This is a genomic window from Mycobacterium sp. Aquia_213 (assembly GCF_026625985.1).
Lineage (GTDB): Bacteria > Actinomycetota > Actinomycetes > Mycobacteriales > Mycobacteriaceae > Mycobacterium.
Genome location: NZ_CP113116.1, coordinates 3,891,334 through 3,916,564, shown reverse-complemented (window position 1 = coordinate 3,916,564; position 25,231 = coordinate 3,891,334). Strand labels below are relative to the sequence as shown.

Genomic DNA, 25,231 nt, shown 5'->3' with positions numbered 1-25,231 from the left:
TTCTTGGTCAGCAGATTCGGGGCAACGGATCCCCGACGAGCATGTCGACGATCCGCGTCCCGCCGAATCCGGTGCGCAGTACCACGCTCTCCGCGGGTTCGGTGACGATTTCTCCGACCTCGGCCGCCTGCGCGCCCAGCGGATGCGACCGCAGCGCGGCCAGTGCGGCCTCGGCTTCGTCCGGCGCGACGACGGCGACGAACTTGCCCTCGTTGGCGACATAGAGTGGATCGATGCCGAGCAACTCACACGCCCCATTTACCATGGGCTGCAACGGAAGTCGATCCTCATCGAGCACCACCCCGAGACCGCAGGCCTGCGCCAGTTCGTTGCACACCGTGCCCACCCCGCCGCGGGTGGCGTCGCGCAGCCAGCGGGTGGACGGCGCGGCGCCCATCAGCAATTCGACCAGCGGGCTGAGACTGGCGGTGTCGGAGGCGATGTCGGCTTCGATGGCCAGGTCGCCCCGGGCGAGCATGACGGCCATGCCGTGATCGCCCATCGACCCGGACAACAGCAGTTTGTCGCCGACGCGGACCGAGCCCGCCGACAGCGTGCGTCCGGCCGGGATGACGCCGGCTCCGGCGGTGGTGATGAACAGCCCGTCGGCCGCGCCTTTGGGCACTACCTTGGTGTCGCCGGTGACGATCTGCACCCCGGCCTTGACGGCGGCCGCCCCCATGTCGGCGACGATCTCCTTCAACTCGGCGATCGCAAAGCCCTCTTCGAGCACGAACGCCGCCGATATCCACGCCGGTACGGCGCCGGTCATCGCCAGGTCGTTGCAGGTGCCGTGAACGGCGAGCTCACCGATGGAACCGCCGGGAAAACGCCTGGGCTGCACCACAAAGGAATCCGTGGACATCGCGAGTCGCTCGCCACTGGGCAGGGTCAGCACCGCGCCGTCACCGAGTGACTCCAGCGCCGGGTTGCGGAACGCCTCGATGAACACCGCGTCCACCAATGCCGCCGACGCTTTGCCGCCGGCGCCATGCGCCAGCGTCACGTGCTCGTCGAGCAACCGGGGGCGGCGCCGGCGGAACGACTCGATCCGCTCGATCACCTCGCCCTCGGCGAAGCGTGGCCCCGACGAAAGGTATTCGCCTGCTGAGTTCTTCATGCGGCCCCCAGACCTTGATCGCCGGATCGATCGTGAACCGCCAACCACAGCTGATAGCCGAGCAGCGCTTGCGATTCCTGGATCCGGTGCACGCTTTGCGATCGAACGACGAAGCAGGCGTCCACATTTGGATTGTTCGCGAAGGCACCGCCGTCGTAACCGGCGAATCCGATGGTGTACAGCCCGCGTCGGCGCGCCTCGGCCAGCGCCGTGAGCAGATTCGGCGAATTGCCGCTGGTGGACATCGCGATCGCGATGTCACCGGCCTTCGCGCGGGCGATCAGCTGACGGGCGAACACCAGCTCGAATCCGACGTCGTTGCCCAGGGCGGTCACGATTGCCTGATCGGCGGTCAACGACCAGGCCGGTAGCGACTTGCCGATCGGCGGCCGGGCGAACAAGCCGGCCAGGGTCGTGGAATCCGTGCAGCTGCCGCCGTTTCCGAAGGTGAACATCCGTCCGCCCGCCGCGAACCGGCGCGCGGTCTCGGTGGCCGCCGCGTCCAGCAGGTCGGCGTTGGCTTCCAGGGTGGAGCGCCGCAACGCCAGGCTTTCGGCCGCTTTCGCCCGCGCCGACGCGGCCAGGTCGACGAGCAGCGACGTCGGGTCGTCCTCCTGGGCGTCGATGAACGGGTAGAGGAAGTCGGTGGATTCGTCGTGGCTCATCGAGCGTCCTCCTCGATCCGGCTGATCGCGGTGCCGGCATGCACCAGCACCAAATCGCCCGAGCGGACGGCGCCGACGAGGGTGGTGACCACGTTCTCGACTCCGCGCGCGGTGCGCACGGTGGCGGTCCCGTCGGCCGTGGCGGCCGTCACCTCGCCGAGGCGGCCCTCGTCGCTACACGTCACGCAAACTTCCTGCACGCATTCGGGTTTGAGCAGACCGGAGTGCTCGAAACAGACGTGGGTGAGTTCCCACAGCAGGTGATAGAACAACACGAACCCGCCGGTTGCGGGCACTCGCGGGTCGGGGTCGTCCAGCCACAGCACGTGATCGGCCATGCCTGCCCGAGGCCGTTCGCCGCTGCCTATCCAGATCGTGGTGGCGCCCCACGCGGGGCCGCGGCGCATCACCGAGCGAACGTCCGCGTTGTCCGCGCCGGAGACCGCGATCACGATGTCGCCGGGGCGCACCGAAACCCGTACCAGATCAACCAAATCGGGCCCGGTGAGCGCGACGGCGGGCAACGCCCGTTTCCCCATGATCACCGGATGGACGAACTCGACCGCGATGTGCAGCGCGTGCGGCTCCCAGGCCGGGGCGATGGACCACATCGTGGCGCCCGCGGCGAACCGCTTGGCCAACGTGAAGGCGGTGGCGGCCAGGTCTTCGGCCAACTCGGCATCCAGTCCGCGGTCGATCGCGGTGATCGTCGTCATGCCCTACCCTCCTCGAGTGCGGTGAGCATCGAGATCGCCGCCTGACCCAACGCCAACCCGCCGTCGTTGGGCGGAACGGTGCGATGGGTCAGCACCTCAAACCCATTGCGCCGCAGCAGTTCACGGCACAACCGCAGCAACAGCACGTTCTGGAACACGCCGCCGGTGAGGCCCGCCAGCCGGATCGGGCCGGCGACCTGCGTGACCACCCTGGCAACGGCGATCGCGACCGCCCGATGGAACGCGACAGCCAGCAACGCCGGTGGTGTGCCCGCACGCAGCGCCGACACCGTCGTTTGCATGAGGGTGGCCGGATCGATCACCCCGTCGGCCCGCACGGTCAGCGGCAGCGACGGCCCGGGGCCGTCGGCGCGCTCGGCGAGCGCCTCGAGCTCGATGGCGGCCTGGCCTTCGTAGTCGATGCGGTGCCGCACTCCCAACAGCGAGGCGACCGCGTCGAACAGCCGGCCCATGCTCGTACACGGCACGCATCCCACGCCGCTCTCCAATTGCGAACGGGTGAGCCGCAATTCCTCAACCGTGGCGGCGGCGACCGGCGCCAGCTCCGGGGTCCAGTCGATGCCGGCCATCCACAACTGGGACAGCGCCATCCGCCACGGATTGCGCACGGCGGCGTCGCCGCCCGGCAGCGGCACCGGGAGCAGATGGCCCGCGCGCACGAAGCGGTGGCTGTCGGGACCGAGGACGAGGATCTCGCCGCCCCAAATCGTCTGATCGCAGCCGTAACCGGTGCCGTCGAAGGAGACGCCGACGACGGGTTCACCGATGCGCCCGTGTTCGGCCAACAACGACACCACATGCGCGTGATGGTGCTGGACCAGATCCAGCGGTCGATCGCCGGCGCGACGCTCGGCCCAGCTTCGGGTGTGATACCCCGGGTGCAGGTCGGCGGCCAATCGGGCCGGCTCACCGCGGATTTGGCTGAGTTGACTTACCGCTCGCTCGAACGCCCGCAGCGTCTCCCAGCTGGCCATGTCGCCGATGTGACCGGACAGGTAGGCGCGCGACCCGTCGGTGAGGCAGCAGGTGTTCTTCAGTTCGCCGCCCACCGCGAGCACGGACGGACCGCCGCGCCCCAGGTCGACCGGCAGCGGGGCGTAACCGCGCGACCGCCGAATCGGAAGCTCGACGCCGTCCCCCTCGTCCGGCAAGACGCGCACCACGGAGTCGTCACACGGCACGTGAATGGGCCGATCGTGATCGAGGATCGCATCGCACAGTCCCGAAAGCCTGGACGCGACATCGTCGTCGCTGAAGCAGATGGGTTCGTCGGTTCGGTTGGCGCTGGTGAGTACCAGCGCCTCGGGCACCGGCGCGCCGGCTTTGGGCACGGCGGTTAGCAGTAGGTGGTGCACGGGGGAGTACGGCAGCATCAGTCCCAGCAGCGGGCTGGCCGGCGCAACGGCCTCGGCAACCGGTGCGCCCGGGCGGCGCCGCAACAGTACGATCGGGCGCGCGGGACTGAGCAGCACCGCGGCCTCGGCGTCGTCGATATCGGCGTAGCGGCGCGCGATATCGAGGTTGCGGACCAGCATGGCGAAGGGCTTGGCGCCCCGCGCTTTTCGTGACCGCAAAGCGCCGACGGCCGTCTCGTCGTCGACGGCACAGGCCAGGTGGTAGCCGCCGATGCCCTTGATCGCGACCACCGCGCCCGCCGCCAGCGCCCGTTGCGCGGCCGCCAGCGCCGCGTCCGACCCGGTGACCCGCCCGGCCGGCGACCGGAACCACAGCGAGGGGCCGCAGTCGGGGCAGGCTATCGGCTGGGCGTGGAACCGGCGATTGGCGGGATCGTGGTATTCGGCCGCACATTGCGTGCACATCGGGAACGCCGACATCGTGGTGGCCGGGCGGTCATACGGCAATTCGCGGATGATGGTGAAGCGCGGTCCGCAGTTGGTGCACGTGACGAACGGATGCCGGTAGCGCCGGTTGCGCGGGTCGAACAGCTCGGCGACGCAGTCGTCGCACACCGCGATGTCGGGCGGAATCGGTGTGGTGGCACCCGCAATCGTTTGACTGGCCACGATCCGGAAATCGGGCCCGCAACCGGTGTCTGCCGTCAAATCCGTCACGTGCACGGCGGCGATGCGGGCCAGCGGCGGGGCCTCGTCATGCAGCCGGCGACCGAACTCCCGCACCCGCGCGGGTGCGCCCTGCACCTCGAGAAAGACTGCGCCGGAGTCATTGCCGACAAACCCGGCCAGGCCGAGCTCGCCGGCGATCCGGTGGACGAAGGGCCGGAAACCCACCCCCTGAACTACACCGGTCACGGTGAAGCGCTGCCGGACCTGGGTACCGGAGAAGTCGGACCGCAGCAGCACGGGGGCGTCGGTCATCTCAACCGCCCTCCAGGAGGGTGGGATCGCCGCCGCCCCGGCCCATCAGTTCGAGGCCGGCCATCGCCTGCTCGGCGCCGGCCCGATCCGTCTTCTCGACCACGAAGCCCATGTGGATGATCACCCAGTCACCGCATTCGAATGTCTCTTCCGGCAACATGCCGACGTTGACCTTGCGCTGCTCGCCCGTGACGTCGACCAGGGCGAGCTGGCCCTCGTAGCCGTCCAGCATCCTGATCACCTGACCGGGTATCCCCAAACACATCTCAGCACTCCTCGGGCACCGGGCAGGCCGTCGGAATCTGTAGCGCGGCGACGATCTCCCCGATCGCGTGCACGGCCCGCGGTACCGCCCGGGCGACCGGGTCGGTGAGCCCGATGCCTTCCTCGACGCTGCCGGCCTCGCATCCGACGACAACCGTGTAGGGCGGATTGCCGCCGAGTGCGCGCAGGCTGGCGAACACCGCGGCGGGATCCATGCTGTGGCCGTCGAAACCAACTGTGGCGCAGCCATAGTCATGGTCGGCCTGGAACACGTGCAGGGTGCCCGGGCGGCCTCGGCTGGGTACCGCGTCGACGAGGACCAGCGTGTCCCAGTCCTCGAGCAGGTCGTACGCCAGGTGCATGCCCGCGATGCCGTAATCGGTCACCCGGACACCCGGATTGTCTTGTGGCAGCCCGGCATGGCGGACCACTTCGGAGCCGAATCCGTCGTCGCCCAGGAAGATGTTGCCGATCCCGGCTACCAGGATGCGCGCGGTCATCCCCGTCTCCGATGCGGCTACATCCGCCGTAATTTGAGATAGCGCCGGGCATCGGGCATGGACACCACTCCCAGTATCACCGCGATCCCTACCACCAGGGCGATGACGGCGATGAATATCCAACCTACGACTTCCATGTCGAACTCCTTTCAGGGGTTGGGCTGTTGTGTGCCGCTTGCAGCGGCTCGACTTCGTCGGGGGAGAAGTACAAGTAGCGGCCGTACCAGTCGTGCAGTTCGGCGGCCGGGTCGTCCTCGACCACCACCCCGACATGCTTGTTGCCCTCGACGTCCTCGTGCACCGACGTGACGCGGGCGGTCTTGCCGGCGACGAAGATGTCCTGGGCGTCGGCGTTGCGCCGCGGCCGTAACCGGACCCGGCTGCCCCGGGCGACCCGGATCCCGTTCACCAGCACCGCGTCGATTTCGGGCCGAACGGCATTGTCGGCCAGCGGATCCCACCAGTCGACCCCGTCGGGAATCTCCGGGACGAGGCCCGCGGGAATACCGGGCCGGTGCGGATCGCGCAGCACGCCGTGCAGGCGCGCCATCGCGTCGGGCGACATCGCGTCGCACTGGTCGATGATCCGCGCCGCCCGCGGATCGGTGGCCCGGGCCTGCGCCTTCTCGTCGTCGGTCATCGTCATCACGCGCAGGGTCAGGATCTCGTCGATCTCGGTGCAGTCATACAGCGCGGCATTGCTCTGCTCGGCGACCTCGGGGTGGTCGTAGAGAATGATCGGCGAGATCAGCAGCATGTCCTGGCTGCCGGGCGGGCCGGCCAGCACGGGGAAGCAGCGGTGCTGGCCGCACCGGGACACCGCGTCGGCCGCGTCCGGCGACGGCTCGAGCATCGAGACGAATTGGCCGCCAATGACTTCGGCGATCAGGTGGCTGCCGATCATGGACCGCGCGATCGCGTCGTCCTTGTCCGCCGCGGTGTCGCCGATGTTGTTCAGCCGCACCGATACCCGGCGCACCGCGCCGTCGGGTTCGGCCGAGACCGTCAGCTCGCCGTGGATCCGCTTGCGTTCGCGGACCAGGCGACCGCCGTCGAGGAGTTCGGTATCGGTCGCCGCTTCTGCCACAACCGGCAGTGTCCACGGTAGATCGTCGAGGGCAATAGGGCCGAAGGACCTCTCACATTCGACGGCTTCGTCCCACGTCAGCCAGGAGCCGGACGGTGTGGTTAGCTCGGCAACGGGTTCGAATCGCCCGTCCGTAAGCTCGCGTTCGGCCCGACGGTGCTGCAGCTGCAGGAAACGCACCACCAGCGTGATCGCCTCGGCGTCCTGGACCAGGAACTGCGCCGCCAGGGCATCGTCTTCGCCCAGGCTGGCGTCGGCCGCGCCGGGCGGTCCCAGAACGCCGAATTGCCAACGCGATTGGTTCTTGCTCGACGTGCCGCGGTACGGATAGAGCAGGTAGCCCTCGTAGAGCACCGCGTCGGCGACGGCGCGGGCCCGGTCCCAGCTCGACGTCGTCATGTCGTCGTCCGTTGCGCATCCAGCAGCGAGGTGACCGCGTGGTCGAGGTCGAGCATGCCCTGCGCTGACTTGTAGTTGGCCAGCGCGGCGATGGTCTCGTGGCGCAGGCGCACCCAGCCGGTGTTGGGGTAGTGCTGCGCGATCAGCGCCCGCCAGGCCTGCACCGGCATGTCGTAGCGGTGCTCACGGTCCCAGGGCACCTGCTGGACCGAGAAGCCGCGCTCGGACTTGACGAATATGGTTCCGCTGAACAGGAATTGCAGCGGCACCGCGCCGTCGCGCAGCGCGTGCAAATACTTGGCGGCGGCGACCTCGAAGTCGTAGGTGCAATCCAGCGACAGCAGCACCGTCGTGTGCCCGGCGAATCCGGGCACCATCGCGGTGCAGTGCTGCCAGAGGAAGCTGTGTTGGGTGCTTGCCCAGCGTTCCCGCGGCCCGAACAAGTCGGTCAGCCCGGCCGCCTCCTCGTCGGAGTACGAGCGGCGCGGCGGCTCGATACGGACCTGGCAGCGCAGCGCGATGGCGTGCACCGGGTCGTCCCCGTCGGCGACGACGTCGACGCGGGCGGTGAGCACCGGGCTGACCGCGTACGGTTCGGGCGCCACGTCGAGAATGCGGTAGGTCACCTCGGCGGTCATGGCGGCGTCCCCGGGAGTCTTTCCGAAGCGCGGGCCGCGATCTGCGAGAAGAACTCGTCGATGAACTGCCGGGCCTCCTGTCCGCCGTCGAACCCCCGCCACAGCATGCGCAGCCGGCCGACGAACTCGTAGCAGGCGTCGATCGGGACGAGATAGCTTTGCGGCTGCGCGAATTCGTCGCTCTCGGGGACCCGGACCAGTAGCGCCTCCACGTCGTCGGTGAGCAGGCCCACCCGGGAGTCGGCCGCGCGGATGGCGTTCCAGGCGTCGAGGTCGAGCTCGGATTCGCAGGCCCCGGCGGGGCCGGGGTAGAACGCCACGGTGCGCAACAGCGCGGAGTTGGTGAAGAAGAAGGCGACGCCGACCGGGATTTGGAGCGCGTCCCAGGCCCGCCGGTCCAGCGCGAAATTCGGGAACGCCAGATACCGGTCCGGCACCGCGCGGTAGCGCAACTCGGCATCGGCATCGGTGAACAGCAGATAGCAGGCCCGGCACACGCACATCAATTGCCGGCCGGCCACGTTCACCACGTGCGAGTGTTCGTCGGCGATGCTCTCCGAGCACATTTCGCAGCGTTCGCCGGCCGGCTCGGGAGCCGCCCGGCCACTTTTGATGCGGGCCAGCACGTCATAGGGAGTTGTCATGCGCGGGCTCCCATCGATTCGGCCAGCGCCACCGAGGGCACCCCATCGCGAAGCAGCAGGGGCAGCGGCTCGAGGTGAGCTCCGTCGGGGCCGGCGCCCGCGTGCACGATGTCGAACTGCGTGCCGCAGCGCGGGCAGCCCAGCAGGGTCTCGCGCAGTTGTGCCCCCGCCAGCGAGTCGTCACACACCGGACAGTGGTCGACGTAGGCCAGCGGCAGGTCGCCGACCCGGCACACCACCACCGTGGTGCCCGAAACCAGGAACCCCGCGACGTCGCCGGGCTCCAACTCGGCAAGTTCGGGCAGCGGATGCCAGCTGGATCCGTTCGAATGCACCGTCGAGCCGTTCGAATGCACATGCGCCAGCAGTGATTCCGCGGGAATCACGGTCGGCTCGGACGAGGGTTGGGCCGCGACCACCTCGATCTCCGAAATCTCCGGCGCCGCGGCGCGAACCGCGTCCTCGACGGCGAGCTCCAGCGTCACCGCCGACGACGGGCAGCTCTTACAGCTGCCGGTGAACGCCAGCCGCACGGTGTCGCCATCGGCGATCTCCAGCAGATCCACGTCGCCGCCGTGGGAACCGAGGTACGGCCGCACCCGGTCCAGCGCGTCGGAGACCCGGCGATGGACATCGTGCGGGTGCAGGCCGTGAACAAGGAGCAGACTGGCCACCAGGTCGTCGGTGGCCAGCCGCTCGGTCAGTTCGGGATCACCCAGTTGCATGATCCGATTCAGCCCGGCTCCGTAGAGCCCGACCACCTCCCGGACCAGCTGCTGCGCACGCTCATACGCGGCCGTGCCACCCGCCGCGCAAGAATCCAGGAGTGTCTGAATCCGATCGCCCGCGTTACGCCACTGTGTGTCGCTGTCGGGGCCTTCCGGGCGATCCGCCATGTCACTCCCCGGCGGGTGATTGCGTTGGCGTGTGCAGTCTCTCCAGGGTCTTGCCCTTCCCCAGATACATGTGCACACCGCAGGGCAGGCAGGGGTCGAAGCTGCGCACGGTGCGCATCACATCGATGCCCTTGAAGTTCTCCCGGCCGTTCTCCTCGAAGATCGGCTGACCCTGAACGGCGTCCTCGTAGGGGCCCGGCGTGCCAAAGCTGTCGCGCGGGTTGGCATTCCACGGGGTGGGCGGGTAGGGGTGGTAGTTCGCGATCTTGCCGTCCCGGATCACCATGTGGTGGCTCAGCACGCCGCGGACCGCCTCGGTGAAGCCGCAGCCGATGGCCTCGTCGGGCACCTCGAACTTCTCCCAGGTCTTGGTGCGCCCGGCGCGGATCTCGGCCAGCGCCTGCTCGGCGAAGTGCAGCGCGCACGCCGCCGCGTAGGCCTGGAAGTAGGTCCGGGCGCGGTCCCGTTCGATCGTGTTACTGCCGTACTTGGGAATCTTCCACTCGAACTCCACCGGTCCCTTCAGCGCGGTCTTGGGCAGGTTGATCTTGACGCTGTTGCCGGTCGCCTGGACGTAACCGATGTCGACCAGGCCGGCCAGCGCCGTCGACCACAGCCGCGCCAGCGGGCCGCCGCCGGTGTCCAGCGCCAGGTGGTCCTTGCCGTCGAACCAGCGCGGTGACATCACCCAGCTGTAGTTGCCGCCGGCCATGTCGCGTTTCTGCGGATGCGGGTTGGTGTGCTGGTTCCACGGGTGCCGACGGTCCACCGCGTTGCCCAGCGGATCGGTCTTGACGAACATCTCCTGGTCGGTCCAGTCGTCGTAATACGAACTGCCCAACAGGATCCGGATGCCGAGGTTGATGTCGACCAGCGAGTGCGTGACCAGCTTTCCGTCGACCACCACGCCCGGGGTGACGAACATCGCGTTACCCCAGCGCTCCATGTCCTTGTATGCGAAGTTACAGACTTCGGGATCCTGGAAGGAGCCCCAGCAGCCGAGCAGCGTGCGGCGCAGCCCGACCTTCTCGTAGCCCGGCAGTGCGTCGTAGAAGAAGTCGAACAGGTCGTCGTGCATGGGCACGACCTTCTTCATGAACTCGACGTAGCGCATCAGCCGGGTCATGTAGTCGGTCATCAGCTGAATCGTCGCGACGGTGCCGACGCCGCCCGGGTACAGCGTGGAAGGGTGCACGTGGCGACCTTCCATGAGGCAGAACATCTCTCGAGTCCAGCGACTCACCGCGAGCGCCTCACGGTAGAACTCGCCGCTGAACGGGTTGAGCGAGCGCATGATGTCGGCGATGGTCTTGTAGCCGTGCGCGCCGGCCTGCGGTGCGGCCGTCTTCTCCGCCTGGGCCAGCACGCTCGGGTTGGTCTCGGCGACCATCTTCTCGCAGAAGTCAACGCCGACCAGATTCTCCTGGAAGATGTTGTGGTCGAACATGTATTCCGCGGCCTCACCCAGGTTGACGATCCACTCGCCCAGGTGTGGCGGCTTGACGCCGTAGGCCATGTTCTGCGCGTAGCAGGAGCAGGTGGCGTGGTTGTCGCCGCAGATCCCGCAGATCCGGCTGGTGATGAAGTGGGCGTCGCGCGGATCCTTGCCCTTCATGAAGATCGAGTAGCCGCGGAAGATCGACGATGTGCTGTGGCACTCGACGACTTCCCTGTTCTCGAAATCGATCTTGGTGTAAATGCCAAGGCTGCCGACGATTCTGGTGATCGGGTCCCATGCCATTTCGACGAGCTGGCCCGGTTCCTTCTTCTCTTGCGTCGGCTTGGGAATGATGGTTGTCATCGCATTACTGCTCTCTGCCCCACGGGCTGCTGCATTTTAAGGTCGTGAAATCGAGACGAAGCGCGCCGCGACCTACCAGGTGCGGCGGGCCCCGGTGACCAGCTCGGTGCCCTTGTGGCGCCAGCGCGGTTCCTTGTCGACGGTTCGGGCCGTGATACCCCTCAAACTGCGAATCACGGTCCCGTACAACCCTGACGCGGTGCTGGAGAGCTTGCCGCCCGGCGGCTCGTCCATGAACGGCATGAACTTGTCGGGGAACCCCGGCATCGTGCACCCGATGCAGATCCCCCCGACGTTCGGGCAACCGCCGATTCCGTTGATCCATCCGCGCTTGGGCACGTTGCATTTCACGACCGGGCCCCAACAGCCAAGTTTGACAATGCATTTCGGCGATCCGTATTCGGTGGCGAAATCACCCTGCTCGTAATAGCCGGCACGGTCACACCCCTCGTGCACCGTGTTGCCGAATAGCCACTTGGGCCGCAGCGCGTCGTCGAGGGGGATCATCGGCGCCTGGTCGGTGGCCATGTACAGCAGGTAGGTCAGCGTCTCGGACAGGTTGTCCGGGTGGATCGGGCAGCCGGGTACGCAGACGATCGGAATTCCGGCCTTGCTCTTCCAGCCCCAGCCGAGATAGTCGGGTACGCCCATCGCTCCGGTCGGATTGCCGGCCATCGCGTGGATGCCGCCGTAGGTCGCGCAGGTCCCGACCGCGACGATCGCCGTGGCCTTGGGTGCCAGCCGGTCGAGCCACTCGCTGGTGGTCATCGGCTGACCGGTGGCGGGGTCGTTGCCGAACCCGCACCAATACCCCTCGTCCTTGATCTTCTCGTTGGGAATGGATCCCTCGACGACAAGCACGAACGGTTCTAATTCACCGCGGTCGGCCCTGAAGAACCACTCGAGGAAGTCGTCCGCGCCTCCGTTGGGCCCGCATTCGAAGTCGATCAGGGGCCAGTGCACGGCAACTTTGGGGAGACCGGGAAGAGCTCCGAGAGCGATCTCCTCAACGCTGGGCTGGGTGGCGGCAGTCAACGCCACCGAGTCACCGTCACAACTGAGGCCCGCGTTGATCCATAGCACATGAATCAACGTTTCTTCTGCTTTGACTGCTGCTTCCGTTGGCATACTGCAGCTTTCCGGGGCCGGGCTGGGGCCCCTGCGCCGCCGGAGTCGACCGTCGGCCCACTTGCGCAGCGCTGTTTTTGGGTCTACTCCCGCCCTCCGGGGTTGTCAACGGTTCCCCCTTGGCCGGCAGTTAAACAAATGTTTTCCCGCCCTCGCCATCGGTGCTGGTTGTGTTGTGCGGCAAGACGTTTCGAGAATCCGACGTCGACGTTGTGAACCGCTGAGTTCGGCTAAGTACTACGAGGTAGAGTAGGTCTCGCGCGTGATGGGCAATGGCATTGTCTTGCAAATGGTTTGCAAGACGGCCACGTTCAGTCCACGGCGCCCTCGGCGAAACGTTTGAGCCAGCCGAACCAGGCGCCCATGCCGGCGCCGGTGCGCGCGCTCACCGGCAGAATCGTCGCGGTCGCGTTGACCTCGCGGACGTGCGCAATGTATCGGTCCACCTCGACGTCCAGGTGGGGGACCAAGTCAATCTTGTTGAGCAACACCACATCCACCGACCTGAACATGACCGGATACTTCAGCGGCTTGTCCTCGCCCTCGGTGACGGAGTACACCATGGCCTTGGCGTGCTCGCCCACGTCGAACTCCGCCGGACAGACCAGGTTGCCGACATTCTCGATGATCACCAAATCCAGACTCCGAAGGTCGAGGCCCGGCAGGGCGCGATTGACCATGGGTGCGTCCAGATGGCATTCACCGCCAAAGCCGTTACTGGTGTTCAGCAGCGACACCTGGGCGCCGCGGCCGCTGAGCTTGGCCGCATCGAGGTCGGTGGCGATGTCGCCCTCGATCACCCCGATCGCGAACTGGCCGGCGAGCTCGTCGAGCGTTGCCGCAAGGACGGTCGTCTTTCCCGACCCCGGTGAACTCATCAAGTTGAGCGTGCGGATCCCGTTGCTCTCGAACGCCGCCCGGTTGGCGTCGGCGAGAACGTCGTTCTCGGCGAAGATTGCCTCCAGCACGTCGATGCGCTGCTTGCCGGTTTCGTAGTGAGAGTGATCGCCGTGGTCGTGCTGGTGGGGAACGTGATCGCGGTCGTGGGTGTGCACGGTGCCGTCGTCGTGCCGATGAAACCTACCCATGCTCAACACCTTTCGAAGTGGCATCTAAAGACGCCACGGGCCCCTTTTCATGAGACGTCCAACGACGTCACCAGGAACTCGTTGCCATGCAGCACCTCGACATCGGAGCTGTCGCAGAGCGGACACCAAATCGACCAGGCCGAGGTGATCTCCGACTGTCGATGACACGCGCGGCAGCGCACCTCGGCGCCGATGCACTCGAGTTCCAGCTCGGCGTCCGGCATGTTCTCCGATTCCCGCACCAGGGTCCAGCAGAACGACAACGAATCGGGAACCACTTGGCGAAGGGCGCCGACCCGGACGCGGACCACGTCGACGTGCCGCCCGTCGGCATGCGTCTTGACCACGCCGGCGATCGCCTCGCACAGCGAGAGCTCATGCATCGCCGGTCACCGGAATCGGGCGCGGGCGCATGAAGTCGTTTCTACACCCGTGCGGCCACGACGAATACCCGTCGAAATGAGCTAGGGCGTGCTCTGGGCGGGCGCGGCCCACTTCTCCTCGATGCGGCCATAGCGCCAGACGAGCAGTGCGATGACCCAGGTGATCACGAAGATGCCGACGACGACGAAGCCGATGGTGTTGAGATCGAGGCCGGAAAGCCAGTCCCAGAACGGACCCCGCCAGCCCAGCTCTTCGGCGAACAGGCCGAGCAGTTCGACGCTGCCGATCAACAGGGCGACGACGACCGACAGCCCGGTAATCGTGATGTTGTAGTAGATCTTGCGCACCGGATTGGAAAACGCCCACCCGTACGCAAAGTTCATGAACGAGCCGTCGATGGTGTCCAGCAGGCACATGCCGGCGGCGAACAACACCGGCAGACACAGGATCGCGTACCAGGGCAGCCCGGCCGCGGCGCTGGTGCCGGCCAGGACCAGCAGGGCGATCTCGGTGGCGGTGTCAAAGCCCAGGCCGAACAGCAGACCGATCGGATACATGTGCCAGGACTTGGTGATCGAACGAGTGAAGCGGCCCAGGAATCGGTTGAGAAATCCACGGCTGGCCAATTGCCGTTCCAGCTCGGCCTCGTTGTATTCGCCGCGGCGCAACCGCAGGAACACCCGCAGGATTCCGACCAGGACGATGACGTTGAGGATGGCGATCAGGTAGAGGAAGACGCCGGAGACGCTGGTGCCGATCAGGCCGGTGTAGTGATGCAGCGCCGAGGAGTCGTCCTCGACCGGCCCGACGATCGCCTTGGCCCCGATCGCCAGCAGCATCGCCAGGGTGAACACCACGGTGGAGTGGCCCAGCGAGAAGAAGAACCCGACGGCGAGGGGGCGCTGGCCGTCGCTCATCAGCTTGCGGGTGGTGTTGTCGATGGCGGCGATGTGATCGGCGTCGAAGGCGTGCCGCAGCCCGAGAGCGTAGGCGGTCAGCCCGACGCCAATACCGAAAGCCTTGCCGCCCACGCTGAGTCGCGCCGGTTCGACGATCAGGAGCAGGGTGAACCAGCCGATGAGATGCAGCGCGACGATCACCGCGAGCATTACCGCTAGACGCCCCCATTCCGCGGGTGTCAGGAAGCTGAATCTGGTCCGTGGCGCACGGAGCTCGGTACTGGCCATCGCCTCGACCTTAAGTTTGTCCCCGAGCTGGATGCAAGTAATTCGCAAGACGGCTTGCCCTGTTGTGGGGTGTCCAAGACTGGCAATCCGGGATGTCCGGCGCAACACTAAACGGGTGACCTCCAACCCGTCGGCGCTCGACCCCGCGGTCACCGAACGCATCGGCGACTTCCTGCGCGCCCGCGGGTTGCGGCGGATGATGTCGCGGATTCAGGTGCTGGCGGTGCTCGAGCCCGTCAACGGACACCTCTCGGTCGCGGAGATCCACCAGCGGGTACGGGCCACCCTGCCGCCCGGCGCCCAGCCACCCGACGTGGCCACCATCTACCGCACGGTGACCACCCTGGTCGAGCAGGCGGTGTTGCACGCGCTGACCCTCGACGGCGGCGTCACGACCTACGGGCTGGCGACCGCCCCCCATCACCACGCGGTATGCACGCAGTGCGGCTCGATCATCGAAGTGCCCGCGGGTCAGCTCAGTTCCGCGCTCGAGCACGCGATGGAGGGCAGTGCGTTCGCCCTGTCGGAGCGGGCCGGTCTGACGTTGCGTGGCCTGTGCCCGCAATGCCAGCGTGGCGAGTCGGCGCGAAGATCAGTGCAGGCCCAGTAGCGCGTTCTCCACCACCTCGGGCAGCGCCGGGTGGATCCAGTACTGCCCGCGCGCCATTTCCGGGGCGGTCAGCCCGAAGCTCATCGCCTGGATCAACGGCTGGACGATCGACGAGGCCTGGTGGCCCATGATGTGGGCACCCAGCAGGCGCCCGGTGCCACGCTCGCCGATGAGCTTGACGATTCCGGTGGTGTCCTCCATCGCCCAGCCGTAGGCGACGTCGGCGTAGTCCTGGATCTTGACCGATATTTTGAAACCCTGTGCAATGGCTTCGTTTTCGGTCAGCCCCACGGAGGCGATCTGGGGATCGGTGAATACCGCGGACGGCACGTAGCGGTGGTCGGTGACCGTCATCGCCGCGGTGTCGTCCCAGTCGCACAACAGATTGCGCTGCACCACCCGCGCCTCGTGGTTGGCGACGTGCTTGAGCTGATACGGCGAGGAGACGTCGCCGAGGGCGAAAACCCCACGCGCCGTGGTTCGTTGGTACTCGTCGACGACCACCAGACCGTCCTCGACGGCGATACCGGCCTGCTCGAGGTCGAGTTGATCGGCGTTGGAGACCCGGCCCGTCGCGACCAGCAGGGCGTCCGCGTTGACGGTGTGGCCGTTGTCGAGTCGCACCGCGACGCCCGAACCCTGGTTCTCGGCGCTCACGACATTGCAGTGGGTGTGCAGTTCCCATTTGCTCGACGCGATGCGGGTGAAGCGTTTACAGAGGGTGTCGTCGCAATGCCGCAGCAAGGCGGAGCCGCGGACCACCAGCGTGACCCGCGAGCCGAGTGAGGAGAAGATGTGCGCGAATTCGGCGGACACGAAACCACCCCCGACGATCACCAGATGCTCTGGGAACTCCGAGATTCGCATGATCGTGTCGCTGGTGTAGTACTGGGCGCCGCTCTCGAGGATCGCCGGGGGCACCATCGCCCGTGCCCCCGCGGCGATCACCACCTGGTCGGCCGTGAACTCGTCGCCGGCATCGGTGCGCAGCAGGTAGCGCCCGTCGGCCTGGACCGGACCGAATCGGGTGTGCTGCTTGTACACGTCGGTATTGGGCGCGGAGGTTCGATAGTCCTCACCGCCGACCCCGATCGGATCGATGCGCCCGAAGACTCGCGAGACGATGTCGTCCCAGCGCACCCGGTCGATGCGCGCGTCGATGCCGTACCGGGACGCCTCCCGGATCGATTGGGCGACCTCGGCGGCGTAGACGAACATCTTGGTCGGAATGCACCCGACGTTCAGGCAGGTGCCGCCGAAGGTGCCCTGCTCGCAGATCGCCACTCGCTTGTCGTCGAAGCGTTCATCGAGAATGGTGTTGCCCGAACCGGTTCCGATGATCGCGACGTCATAGGTCTCCACGCCGTCACATCCTTCCGAATGATGCCGAGGCGTCGGTGTTGGTGATGCGCAGGTAGCCGTCCAGCCAGCGATCCATTTCCCGGTAGGCGATTTCGCGCGGACCCTCCAGGGACAGGAACACGTCGTGTTTGGCGTCGACCACCGGAACGATCGTGCTGCGGTTTCCGATGCAGCCCGCCCAGCGGGCGATCTGGCCGACGTCGAGGACCGCGTCGCCGCGTTGCATGGACGTCGGGTCCTCGGATTCGGTCACGCTGTGGTCCGAGCGCAGGATCAGGTTCGGCACCCCGACGTCGAGGCCGCGGTGTAGCCGGGTCTGGCCGCGGCGCACCGCGTGCAGCCAGCCCGCGGTGATCGGGAAGCCGCCCAACGGTTTCCACTGCAGGTTGTAGTCGAACTCGCCGGCGTAGTCGCGGTGCAGGGTGGTGCCGTAACCGCCCTTGCTGGTGGCGCGCAACACCACTTTGGACCGCACCCGCGACAGGCCGCCAATCATCGCCGACGTCATCCCCAGGCGCAGCACCGCCGGGCCGTGCAGATCCAGGAACGGACTGTTGAGCACCAATCCGCCGATGCCGGAGTGGGCCTTTGGGTTTCGCCGGCGCAACCGGTCCAGCCACAGCGGCACGATCAGGCCGCCGGCGGAATGGCCGTACATCAGGACCTGGACGTCGTGGCCCTGCTCGCCGATGACGGCCAGGGCGCGTTCGAGTTCGGTGTCGTAGTGGGCGAGATCGGTGATGAAGTGCGGGGTCTGGCCGTCGCGGTGCGACCTGCCGCACTTCTGCAGGTCCAATGCGTAGAAGGTGAAACCGCGGCCGGCGAAGTGATCGGCCAGCGCGGTGTTGAAGAAGTAGTCGGTGTAACCGTGCACCGTCAGCACCGCGTGCTCGAGACCGCCGGTAGCTCCGGTTCCGGGGCCACGCCGGATCAGGGTTGCGACGATGTCGCCCTCGCCGGCGGGATCGGGTCCCAAAGCGATGGTGTATTGCCAGTACCCAGGCAGGACGTCGGGCACCCAGCCAGTCACCAGGCCAGCTTAGCGTGACGCATGCTTTTGCTGGTCGCGGCGGCTTCAGGTCGGTGCGGGCGCGTCGGGCGGGATAGCCTGAATGACCGGCTGGGAAAGGACCAGGAAAGGACCAGCGTTTCGGTGTCAGACACAACGGCGCGCAGCGACGTCGTGCTGGTCGGTGCCGGCATCATGAGCGCCACCCTGGCCGCGCTGCTGCGGCGGCTGGAACCGGACTGGTCGATCACCGTGATCGAGCGGCTCGACGCCGTCGCCGCGGAAAGCAGCAGCCCGTGGAACAACGCAGGCACCGGGCATGCCGGGCTGTGCGAGATGAACTACACACCGGAGCGCGACGGCTCGATCGACATCACCAAAGCGGTGGCGATCAACGAGCAATTCCAGGTGACCAGGCAGTTCTGGGCCTACGCCGTCGAGAATGGCATCCTCACCGATCGGCGCTTCCTCAACGCCGTACCGCACGTCAGTTTCGTGCACGGCGCGCAGCGGGTCGACTATCTGCGGCGGCGCCAGCAGGCGCTGGCTCCCAACCCGCTGTTCGCGGGTACGGAATTGGTCGACGACCCGGACGAGTTCGCCCGCCGGCTTCCGTTCATGGCCGCCAAACGTGAATTCTCCGAGCCGATTGCGCTCAACTGGGCCGCCGACGGCACCGACGTCGACTTCGGTTCGCTGACCAAGCAGCTCATCGGCTTCTGCGTGCAGGGTGGCGTCACCGCGCTGTTCGGCCACGAGGTCCGCAACCTGACCCGTGCGTCGGACGGCGGCTGGACGCTACAGATCGGCAATCGCCGCACCGGCGAAAAGCGCAAGCTGAACGCAAAATTCGTGTTCGTCGGGGCCGGGGGTGAGGCGCTGCCGGTGTTGCAGAAGTCCGGCATCGCAGAGGTCAAAGGCTTCGCCGGCTTCCCGATCGGCGGCCGGTTCCTGCGCACCGACGACCCGGACCTGACCGCCGCGCACCGGGCCAAGGTCTACGGCGTCCCCTCGCCCGGTGCCCCGCCGCTGGGGGCGCTGCATCTGGACCTGCGGTTCGTCAACGGCAAGTCGTGGCTGGTCTTCGGGCCCTACGCCGGCTGGTCGCCTAAGTTCTTGAAGCATGGTCACGTCAGCGATTTGCCCCGCTCGGTCAGGTGGGACAACGTGGTGTCGATGCTGGGGGTCGGCATCACCGAGATGACGCTGGTCAATTACCTGATCCGCCAACTGCGGCTCACCGAACGCGACCGGATGGATGCGCTGCGCGAATTCGCTCCCGGTGCGCGGGATTCGGATTGGCAGCTGACGGTGGCCGGTCAGCGCGTGCAGGTGATCCGGCGGGCCAAGGCCACCGGCGGGGCGCTCGAATTCGGCACCACCGTGGTGGGCTCGGCCGACGGCAGCATCGCCGGACTGCTCGGCGGCTCGCCGGGCGCCTCAACCGCTGTGCCGATCATGCTCGACGTGCTGGCGAGTTGCTTTGCCGACCGCTACCCGTCCTGGTTGCCCCGGCTCAAAGAGATGGTGCCCTCGCTGGGAGCCCAGCTCTCCAACGAACCGGCACTCTACGACGAGGTGAGAACGTGGAGCACCAAGGTATTACAGTTGAACGCCTCATGAACCGCGCCGGACAGCGATGCAAAAAGTGATGAGGAGGAGCGGCGCCCAATGACCTGCGACGGCGACGATGCAGAGCGAAGCGATGAGGAGGAGCGGCGCCAATGACCGAAGCGCTTCGCCGCATCTGGGCCAAAGACCTTGACGCGCAAACCCTTTACGAGCTACTCAAGCTACGGGTAGAGGTGTTCGTCGTCGAGCAGGCCATCCCGTATCCGGAGCTGGACGGGCGCGACTTGCTCGCCGAGACCCGGCACTTCTGGCTGGAAACGCATGACGGCGACGTGATCTGCACGCTTCGGCTGATGGAGGAGCACGCCGGAGGGGAGAAGGTGTTCCGGATCGGGCGGCTGTGCACCAAACGCAGTGCGCGGGGTCAGGGCCACACCACCCGGCTGCTGCGCGCCGCGCTGGCCGAGGTCGGCAACTATCCGTGCCGGATCAACGCGCAGACCTATCTGGCCGAGATGTACGCCCACCATGGCTTTGTCCGCGACGGCGACGATTTCATGGACGACGGGGTTCCGCACGTCCCGATGCTGCGGCCCGGCTCCGGCCTGACGGCAAAGCCGTGAGGCCCTACCCTTTCAGCGCGATCGTCGGCCACGATCAATTGCGGCTGGCGCTGCTGTTGTGTGCGGTACGCCCGGAAATCGGCGGCGCGCTGATCCGGGGCGAGAAGGGCACCGCCAAGTCGACGGCCGTGCGCGGACTTGCCGCGCTGTTGTCCGCGGCGACCGGAAGCAACGGCGCCGGAGCGGGCCTGGTCGAAATGCCTTTGGGTGCAACCGAAGACCGGGTGATCGGCTCGCTGGATCTGCAGCGGGTGCTGCGCGACGGCGAGCATGCCTTTTCGCCTGGATTGCTGGCGCGTGCCCACGGTGGGGTGCTGTACGTCGACGAGGTCAACCTGCTGCACGACCATCTGGTCGACGTGCTGCTCGATGCGGCCGCGATGGGGCGGGTGCACATCGAACGCGACGGCATCTCGCATACGCACGAGGCCCGGTTCGTGCTGATCGGCACGATGAATCCGGAGGAAGGCGAACTGCGCCCGCAGCTGCTCGACCGGTTCGGGCTGACGGTCGACGTGCATGCCTCTCGTGATGTCGAGGTGCGGGTGGAGGTGATTCGGCAGCGGCTGGCCTACGAGGCCGACCCGGACGGGTTCGCCACGCGGTATGCCGCCGACGACGCCGAGCTGGCCCAGCGGATCGCCGCGGCCCGCGCGCTCGTCGACGATGTGGTGTTGCCGGACAACGAGTTACGGCGCATCGCGGCGCTGTGCGCGGCGTTCGACGTCGACGGGATGCGAGCCGACCTGGTGGTGGCCCGCACCGCTGTCGCGCACGCCGCCTGGCGGGGTGTGACCACCGTCGAGGAGCAGGACATCCGGGTGGCGGCCGAGCTGGCGCTGCCGCATAGGCGCCGCCGGGACCCGTTCGACGACCCGGGCATCGACCGTGAGCAGCTGGACGAGGCCTTGGCGCGGGCCGGTGACGATCCGGAGCCCGATCCCGACCCGCCCGGCGGCGGGCAGTCCACCAATGACCCTGTCTCACAACAGGAGTCGTCGTCCACCGCGAAGCCCCGGCCGCCCGCGACGCGGCCCAGTGCCCCGCCGTCGAAAACGTTTCGTACCCGCGCGTTGACGGTTCCCGGCGTCGGCGCAGGAGCGCCCGGACGTCGCTCGCGGGCCCGCAACCGCGCGGGGAGTGTGGTGGCCGCCGCCGAAGCCAACGATCCCGCGGCGCACGGACTGCACCTTTTCGCCACCTTGCTGTCGGCCGCCGAGCGCGCCGGAGCCGGGCCGCTGCGCCCGCGACCCGACGACGTGCGCCGCGCCGTGCGCGAGGGACGCGAAGGCAACCTGGTGATCTTCGTCGTCGACGCGTCCGGGTCGATGGCCGCCCGCGACCGGATGGCAGCGGTGAGCGGTGCCGCCCTGTCGCTGTTGCGCGACGCCTACCAGCGGCGCGACAAGGTCGCGGTGATCACCTTCCGACAGCAGCAGGCGCGGCTGTTGCTTCCGCCGACGTCGTCGGCGCATATCGCGGGCCGGCGGCTAGCCCGATTCGATACCGGCGGTAAGACCCCGCTGGCCGAGGGACTGCTGGCCGCGCGCGAGCTGATCGTGCGGGAACGGGCGCGCGATCGGGCGCGGCGGCCGCTGGTGGTGGTGCTCACCGACGGCCGGGCCACCGCGGGCCCGGACCCGTTGGGCCGCAGTCGAATCGCGGCGTCGCGACTGGTCGCCGAGGGTGCGGCGGCGGTGGTGGTGGACTGCGAAACGTCCTACGTGCGACTGGGATTGGCCGGGCAGCTGGCCCGCCAACTCGGCGCGCCGACCGTCCGGCTGGAGCAACTGCACGCCGACCAACTCACCCGGGCCGTGCGCAGCGCGGCCTAGGCGGCGGGTCGCGACAAGGAGGTGTGCCCTTATGCCACAGGGAACCCCATTGCAGATTCCGGACGACGGACTGAGCACCCGGGCCCGGCGCAATCTGCCACTGCTGGCGGTGCACACCGGCGACGGCAAGGGGAAGTCGACCGCGGCGTTCGGAATGGCGTTGCGCGCGTGGAACGCCCGCCTCGACGTCGCGGTGTTTCAGTTCGTCAAGAGCGCGAAGTGGAAGGTGGGCGAGGAAGCCGTCTTCTCCCAACTCGGCCAGTTGCACGACGAGCACGGCGTCGGGGGAGCGGTCGAATGGCACAAGATGGGCAGCGGCTGGTCCTGGTCGCGTAGATCCGGCAGCGAGGACGATCACGTGGCCGCGGCGGCCGACGGCTGGGCGGAGATCTCGCGCCGGCTGGCCGAACAGCGCCACGACTTCTATGTGCTCGACGAATTCACCTACCCACTGAAGTGGGGCTGGGTGGACGTCGACGAGGTGGTGGACGTGTTGGGAGCCCGGCCCGGCCATCAGCATGTGGTGATCACCGGACGCGCCGCCCCGCCGCGGCTGGTCGAGGCCGCCGACTTGGTCACCGAGATGACCAAGGTCAAGCATCCGATGGATGCCGGACGCAAGGGTCAGAAGGGCATCGAGTGGTGAATGCCCCGGCGGTCGTCGTCGCCGCGCCCGTATCGGGCAGCGGAAAGACCACGGTGGCAACGGGTTTGATCGGGGCGTTGCGCGAGGCCGGGCATACGGTCGCGCCGTTCAAGGTGGGCCCCGACTTCATCGACCCCGGCTATCACGGGCTGGCCGCGGGTCGGCCCGGACGCAACCTCGACCCGGTGATGGTGGGGGAAGCGCTGATCGGCCCGCTCTACGCGCACGGCTCCGCGGCCGCGGACATCGCGGTGATCGAAGGCGTGATGGGGCTGTTCGACGGGCGGATCGGGTCCGACCCGACGTCCCCGCCGCCGGGTTCCACCGCTCACGTCGCCGCCCTGGTGGGTGCACCGGTGATCCTGGTGGTCGACGCGCGCGGCCAGAGCCACAGCATTGCCGCACTGCTGCATGGCTTTTCAACGTTCGACACCGCAACCCGGATCGCCGGGGTGATTCTCAACCGGGTGGGATCGCCCCGACACGAGCAGGTGCTGCGTCAGGCCTGCGAGCAGACCGGTATCCCGGTGTTGGGTGCCATACCGCGCACCGCCGAATTAGAGCTGCCGTCAAGGTATTTGGGCCTGGTCACCGCGGTCGAATACGGGCGGCGGGCCCGGCTCGCGGTCGAGGCGATGACCGCCCTGATCGCGCGGCACGTCGACCTGGCCGCGGTGCTGGCGGTCGCCCGAAGCGGCAACAGCGGCGCGCCGTGGGATCCCGTTGCCGCAGTGGGGGAGACGGCCGGCCGCCGCGCCACGGTCGCGATGGCCGCCGGGAAGGCCTTCAGCTTCGGCTACGCCGAACATGCCGAGTTGCTGCGCGCCGCCGGCGCCGACGTGGTCGAGTTCGACCCGCTGGTCGATACGCTGCCCGACGGCACCGACGCCGTGCTGCTGCCCGGCGGCTTCCCCGAACAGTTCACCGCCGACCTTTCCGCCAATGATGTGGTACGACAACAGATTCACGCTCTGGCAGCCCGCGGCGCACCGGTGCACGCCGAATGCGCCGGTCTGATCTACCTGGCCTCCGAACTCGACGGGTACCCGATGTGCGGAGTGCTGGGCGGCTCGGCGCGGTTCACCCCGCAGCTGAAGTTGGCGTATCGCGACGCGGTCGCGGTGGCCGATTCGGCGCTGTATCCCGCCGGGGCGCGGGTGGTCGGGCACGAATTCCACCGGACCGAGATCAGCTTCACCCAGAGCTACCAGCCCGCCTGGGTGTACCGGGCCGCGGACCCCGAGGCAACGCCGATGCGCGACGGCGTGGTGCACGCCGGGGTACACGCGTCGTACCTGCACACGCACCCCGCCGCGGTGCCCGACGCGGTGGCGCGTTTCGTCGCACGCGCCGCGGGCGGGCGCCCTGAGAGCTCGCGACCCGGGAGCTCGCGAGCGTAACGCCACGGTGGAATTGAGGCGAAAAAACGCCGTGGCGTTACGTTCGCGGCGTCAGCCGAGGCAACTACTAGGCTTGCCGGGTGACCGAGAGCCCCTACCTCGTCGGATTGCGGCTGACCGGCAAGAAGGTCGTCGTGGTTGGCGGAGGCTCGGTCGCCCAGCGGCGGCTACCCCTGCTCATCTCCAGCGGTGCTGACGTTCACGTGATCACCCGGACCGCGACCCCCGCTGTCGAGGCGATGAGCGGAATCACCTTGACGGTGCGCGAATACCGCGACGGTGACCTCGACGGAGCCTGGTACGCGATCGCGGCCACCAACGACGCGGCGGTCAACGAGGCCGTGGTCGCCGAGGCCGACAGCCGGCAGATCTTCTGTGTGCGCGCCGACATCGCCATCGAGGGCACCGCGGTGACCCCGGCGTCGTTCGAGTACGCCGGGCTGTCGGTGGGGGTGCTGGCCGGTGGCGAGCACCGCAGGTCGGCCGCGATCCGGTCGGCCATCCGCGAGGCGCTGCAGACCGGGGCAATCGCGCCGGAAAGCCCAGAGAGCTCCGATGTCGTGCGCGGCGGGGTGGCGCTGATCGGCGGCGGCCCCGGTGACCCCGAGCTGATCACCGTCCGCGGGCGACGGCTGCTCGCCCAGGCCGACGTCGTGGTCGCCGACCGGCTGGCGCCGCCCGAACTGCTCGCCGAACTGCCGCCGCACGTCGAAGTCATCGATGCCGCCAAGATCCCGTACGGGCGGGCCATGGCCCAGGACGCGATCAACGACGTGATGATCGAGCGGGCCCGCGCCGGACGCTTCGTGGTCCGCCTCAAAGGCGGCGACCCCTTCGTGTTCGCCCGCGGCTATGAGGAAGTGATCGCGTGCGTCGACGCCGGCATTCCGGTCACGGTGGTCCCCGGTGTGACGAGTGCCATAGCGGTGCCCGCGCTGGCGGGCGTTCCGGTCACTCATCGGGCGGTAAATCACGAGTTCGTGGTGGTCAGCGGGCATCTGGCGCCCGGGCATCCCGAATCGTTAGTGAATTGGAATGCACTGGCCGCATTGTCGGGCACGATCGTCTTGCTGATGGCCGTCGAACGCATCGAACTCTTCGTCGACGTGCTGCTAAAAGGCGGGCGACCTGCGGATACGCCGGTACTGGTGGTTCAGCACGGAACGACTCCGGCGCAGCACACGTTGCGGGCCACGCTGGCCGACACGCCGCAGAAGGTTCGGGCGGAAGGGATCAGACCTCCCGCGATCATCGTGATCGGGCCCGTGGCGGCGTTCGGGGTTTAAACGATTCTTAAGAT

24 protein-coding genes and 1 pseudogene are annotated in these 25,231 nt (G+C 67.7%); 7 read left to right on the top strand and 18 right to left on the bottom strand.

The annotated features are described in order from the left end of the window. Positions 1-7 precede the first annotated feature (7 nt). The 16 genes from hypE to LMQ14_RS18215 all read right to left on the bottom strand — a co-directional run bounded on the left by hypE (position 8) and on the right by LMQ14_RS18215 (position 14,874). Positions 8-1,120 (bottom strand): hydrogenase expression/formation protein HypE, encoded by a 1,113-nt coding sequence (gene hypE, locus LMQ14_RS18285; protein ID WP_267730949.1) that lies wholly within the window; start codon positions 1,118-1,120, stop codon positions 8-10. Then, on the bottom strand, positions 1,117-1,785 hold the full coding sequence (locus LMQ14_RS18280; protein ID WP_267730948.1) for a D-sedoheptulose-7-phosphate isomerase: 669 nt from the start codon (positions 1,783-1,785) through the stop codon (positions 1,117-1,119). The genes hypE and LMQ14_RS18280 overlap by 4 nt, the downstream gene beginning before the upstream one ends. Further along, positions 1,782-2,501 (bottom strand): HypC/HybG/HupF family hydrogenase formation chaperone, encoded by a 720-nt coding sequence (locus LMQ14_RS18275; RefSeq protein WP_267730947.1) that lies wholly within the window; start codon positions 2,499-2,501, stop codon positions 1,782-1,784. The genes LMQ14_RS18280 and LMQ14_RS18275 overlap by 4 nt, the downstream gene beginning before the upstream one ends. Continuing rightward, a complete protein-coding gene (gene hypF / locus LMQ14_RS18270; RefSeq protein ID WP_267730946.1) occupies positions 2,498-4,858 on the bottom strand; it encodes a carbamoyltransferase HypF in 2,361 nt (786 codons plus the stop codon). Before hypF ends, LMQ14_RS18275 begins: the two co-directional genes overlap by 4 nt. A gap of 1 nt (position 4,859) precedes the next feature. After that, the gene (locus LMQ14_RS18265; RefSeq protein WP_267730945.1) at positions 4,860-5,123 is read right to left on the bottom strand and encodes a HypC/HybG/HupF family hydrogenase formation chaperone; all 264 of its coding nucleotides are present in this window, start codon (positions 5,121-5,123) and stop codon (positions 4,860-4,862) included. Between the two features lies 1 nt (position 5,124). After that, complete coding sequence (locus LMQ14_RS18260; RefSeq protein ID WP_267730944.1) at positions 5,125-5,622, bottom strand: hydrogenase maturation protease; 498 nt, start codon at positions 5,620-5,622, stop codon at positions 5,125-5,127. Positions 5,623-5,639: 17 nt separating this feature from the next. Continuing rightward, positions 5,640-5,759, bottom strand: a complete 120-nt coding sequence (locus LMQ14_RS28310) for a DUF6893 family small protein (protein ID WP_420714539.1) — start codon at positions 5,757-5,759, stop codon at positions 5,640-5,642. Continuing rightward, positions 5,747-7,108, bottom strand: a complete 1,362-nt coding sequence (locus tag LMQ14_RS18255) for a hypothetical protein (RefSeq protein ID WP_267730943.1) — start codon at positions 7,106-7,108, stop codon at positions 5,747-5,749. The genes LMQ14_RS28310 and LMQ14_RS18255 overlap by 13 nt, the downstream gene beginning before the upstream one ends. After that, positions 7,105-7,746: a DUF6084 family protein gene (locus LMQ14_RS18250; RefSeq protein ID WP_267730942.1), complete on the bottom strand. Its 642-nt coding sequence runs from the start codon at positions 7,744-7,746 to the stop codon at positions 7,105-7,107. Before LMQ14_RS18250 ends, LMQ14_RS18255 begins: the two co-directional genes overlap by 4 nt. Continuing rightward, positions 7,743-8,390 (bottom strand): DUF5947 family protein, encoded by a 648-nt coding sequence (locus LMQ14_RS18245; RefSeq protein WP_267730941.1) that lies wholly within the window; start codon positions 8,388-8,390, stop codon positions 7,743-7,745. Before LMQ14_RS18245 ends, LMQ14_RS18250 begins: the two co-directional genes overlap by 4 nt. Then, positions 8,387-9,286 (bottom strand): NifU family protein, encoded by a 900-nt coding sequence (locus LMQ14_RS18240; RefSeq protein WP_267730940.1) that lies wholly within the window; start codon positions 9,284-9,286, stop codon positions 8,387-8,389. The genes LMQ14_RS18245 and LMQ14_RS18240 overlap by 4 nt, the downstream gene beginning before the upstream one ends. Position 9,287: 1 nt before the next feature. After that, positions 9,288-11,087 (bottom strand): nickel-dependent hydrogenase large subunit, encoded by a 1,800-nt coding sequence (locus tag LMQ14_RS18235; protein ID WP_267730939.1) that lies wholly within the window; start codon positions 11,085-11,087, stop codon positions 9,288-9,290. A gap of 72 nt (positions 11,088-11,159) precedes the next feature. Beyond that, the gene (locus tag LMQ14_RS18230) at positions 11,160-12,215 is read right to left on the bottom strand and encodes a hydrogenase expression protein HypE (protein ID WP_267730938.1); all 1,056 of its coding nucleotides are present in this window, start codon (positions 12,213-12,215) and stop codon (positions 11,160-11,162) included. A 311-nt stretch (positions 12,216-12,526) separates the two neighbouring features. Continuing rightward, complete coding sequence (gene hypB, locus LMQ14_RS18225) at positions 12,527-13,303, bottom strand: hydrogenase nickel incorporation protein HypB (RefSeq protein ID WP_267730937.1); 777 nt, start codon at positions 13,301-13,303, stop codon at positions 12,527-12,529. 47 nt (positions 13,304-13,350) lie between these two features. Then, positions 13,351-13,686: a hydrogenase maturation nickel metallochaperone HypA gene (locus tag LMQ14_RS18220; protein WP_267730936.1), complete on the bottom strand. Its 336-nt coding sequence runs from the start codon at positions 13,684-13,686 to the stop codon at positions 13,351-13,353. An 81-nt stretch (positions 13,687-13,767) separates the two neighbouring features. Continuing rightward, entirely contained in the window at positions 13,768-14,874 is a 1,107-nt protein-coding gene (locus LMQ14_RS18215; protein ID WP_267730935.1) for a HoxN/HupN/NixA family nickel/cobalt transporter, read from the bottom strand. A gap of 115 nt (positions 14,875-14,989) precedes the next feature. Between LMQ14_RS18215 and LMQ14_RS18210 the strand changes: the two genes are divergently transcribed. Next, the gene (locus LMQ14_RS18210; protein ID WP_267730934.1) at positions 14,990-15,484 is read left to right on the top strand and encodes a Fur family transcriptional regulator; all 495 of its coding nucleotides are present in this window, start codon (positions 14,990-14,992) and stop codon (positions 15,482-15,484) included. Here the strand turns inward: LMQ14_RS18210 and mtr are convergent. Next, entirely contained in the window at positions 15,467-16,846 is a 1,380-nt protein-coding gene (mtr, locus tag LMQ14_RS18205; protein WP_267730933.1) for a mycothione reductase, read from the bottom strand. The genes LMQ14_RS18210 and mtr overlap by 18 nt on opposite strands. A gap of 4 nt (positions 16,847-16,850) precedes the next feature. Further along, a complete protein-coding gene (locus LMQ14_RS18200) occupies positions 16,851-17,876 on the bottom strand; it encodes an alpha/beta hydrolase (RefSeq protein ID WP_267730932.1) in 1,026 nt (341 codons plus the stop codon). A 174-nt stretch (positions 17,877-18,050) separates the two neighbouring features. On the opposite strand from LMQ14_RS18200, the gene mqo reads away from it, so the two are divergent. The 6 genes and pseudogenes from mqo (at position 18,051) to cobA (ending at position 25,228) form a co-directional block, all read left to right on the top strand. After that, positions 18,051-19,478: a malate dehydrogenase (quinone) gene (gene mqo, locus LMQ14_RS18195; protein ID WP_420714695.1), complete on the top strand. Its 1,428-nt coding sequence runs from the start codon at positions 18,051-18,053 to the stop codon at positions 19,476-19,478. A gap of 101 nt (positions 19,479-19,579) precedes the next feature. Continuing rightward, entirely contained in the window at positions 19,580-20,050 is a 471-nt protein-coding gene (locus LMQ14_RS18190) for a GNAT family N-acetyltransferase (protein WP_267730930.1), read from the top strand. Further along, positions 20,047-21,885, top strand: coding sequence for a magnesium chelatase subunit D family protein (locus LMQ14_RS18185; RefSeq protein ID WP_267730929.1), 1,839 nt, complete (start codon positions 20,047-20,049; stop codon positions 21,883-21,885). Before LMQ14_RS18190 ends, LMQ14_RS18185 begins: the two co-directional genes overlap by 4 nt. Before the next feature lie 31 nt (positions 21,886-21,916). Beyond that, complete coding sequence (gene cobO, locus LMQ14_RS18180) at positions 21,917-22,531, top strand: cob(I)yrinic acid a,c-diamide adenosyltransferase (protein ID WP_267730928.1); 615 nt, start codon at positions 21,917-21,919, stop codon at positions 22,529-22,531. Continuing rightward, positions 22,528-23,931: a cobyrinate a,c-diamide synthase gene (locus tag LMQ14_RS18175; RefSeq protein WP_267735579.1), complete on the top strand. Its 1,404-nt coding sequence runs from the start codon at positions 22,528-22,530 to the stop codon at positions 23,929-23,931. The genes cobO and LMQ14_RS18175 overlap by 4 nt, the downstream gene beginning before the upstream one ends. Before the next feature lie 80 nt (positions 23,932-24,011). Beyond that, positions 24,012-25,228: pseudogene (gene cobA / locus LMQ14_RS18170) on the top strand (uroporphyrinogen-III C-methyltransferase). The last annotated feature ends 3 nt before the right edge of the window (positions 25,229-25,231 follow it).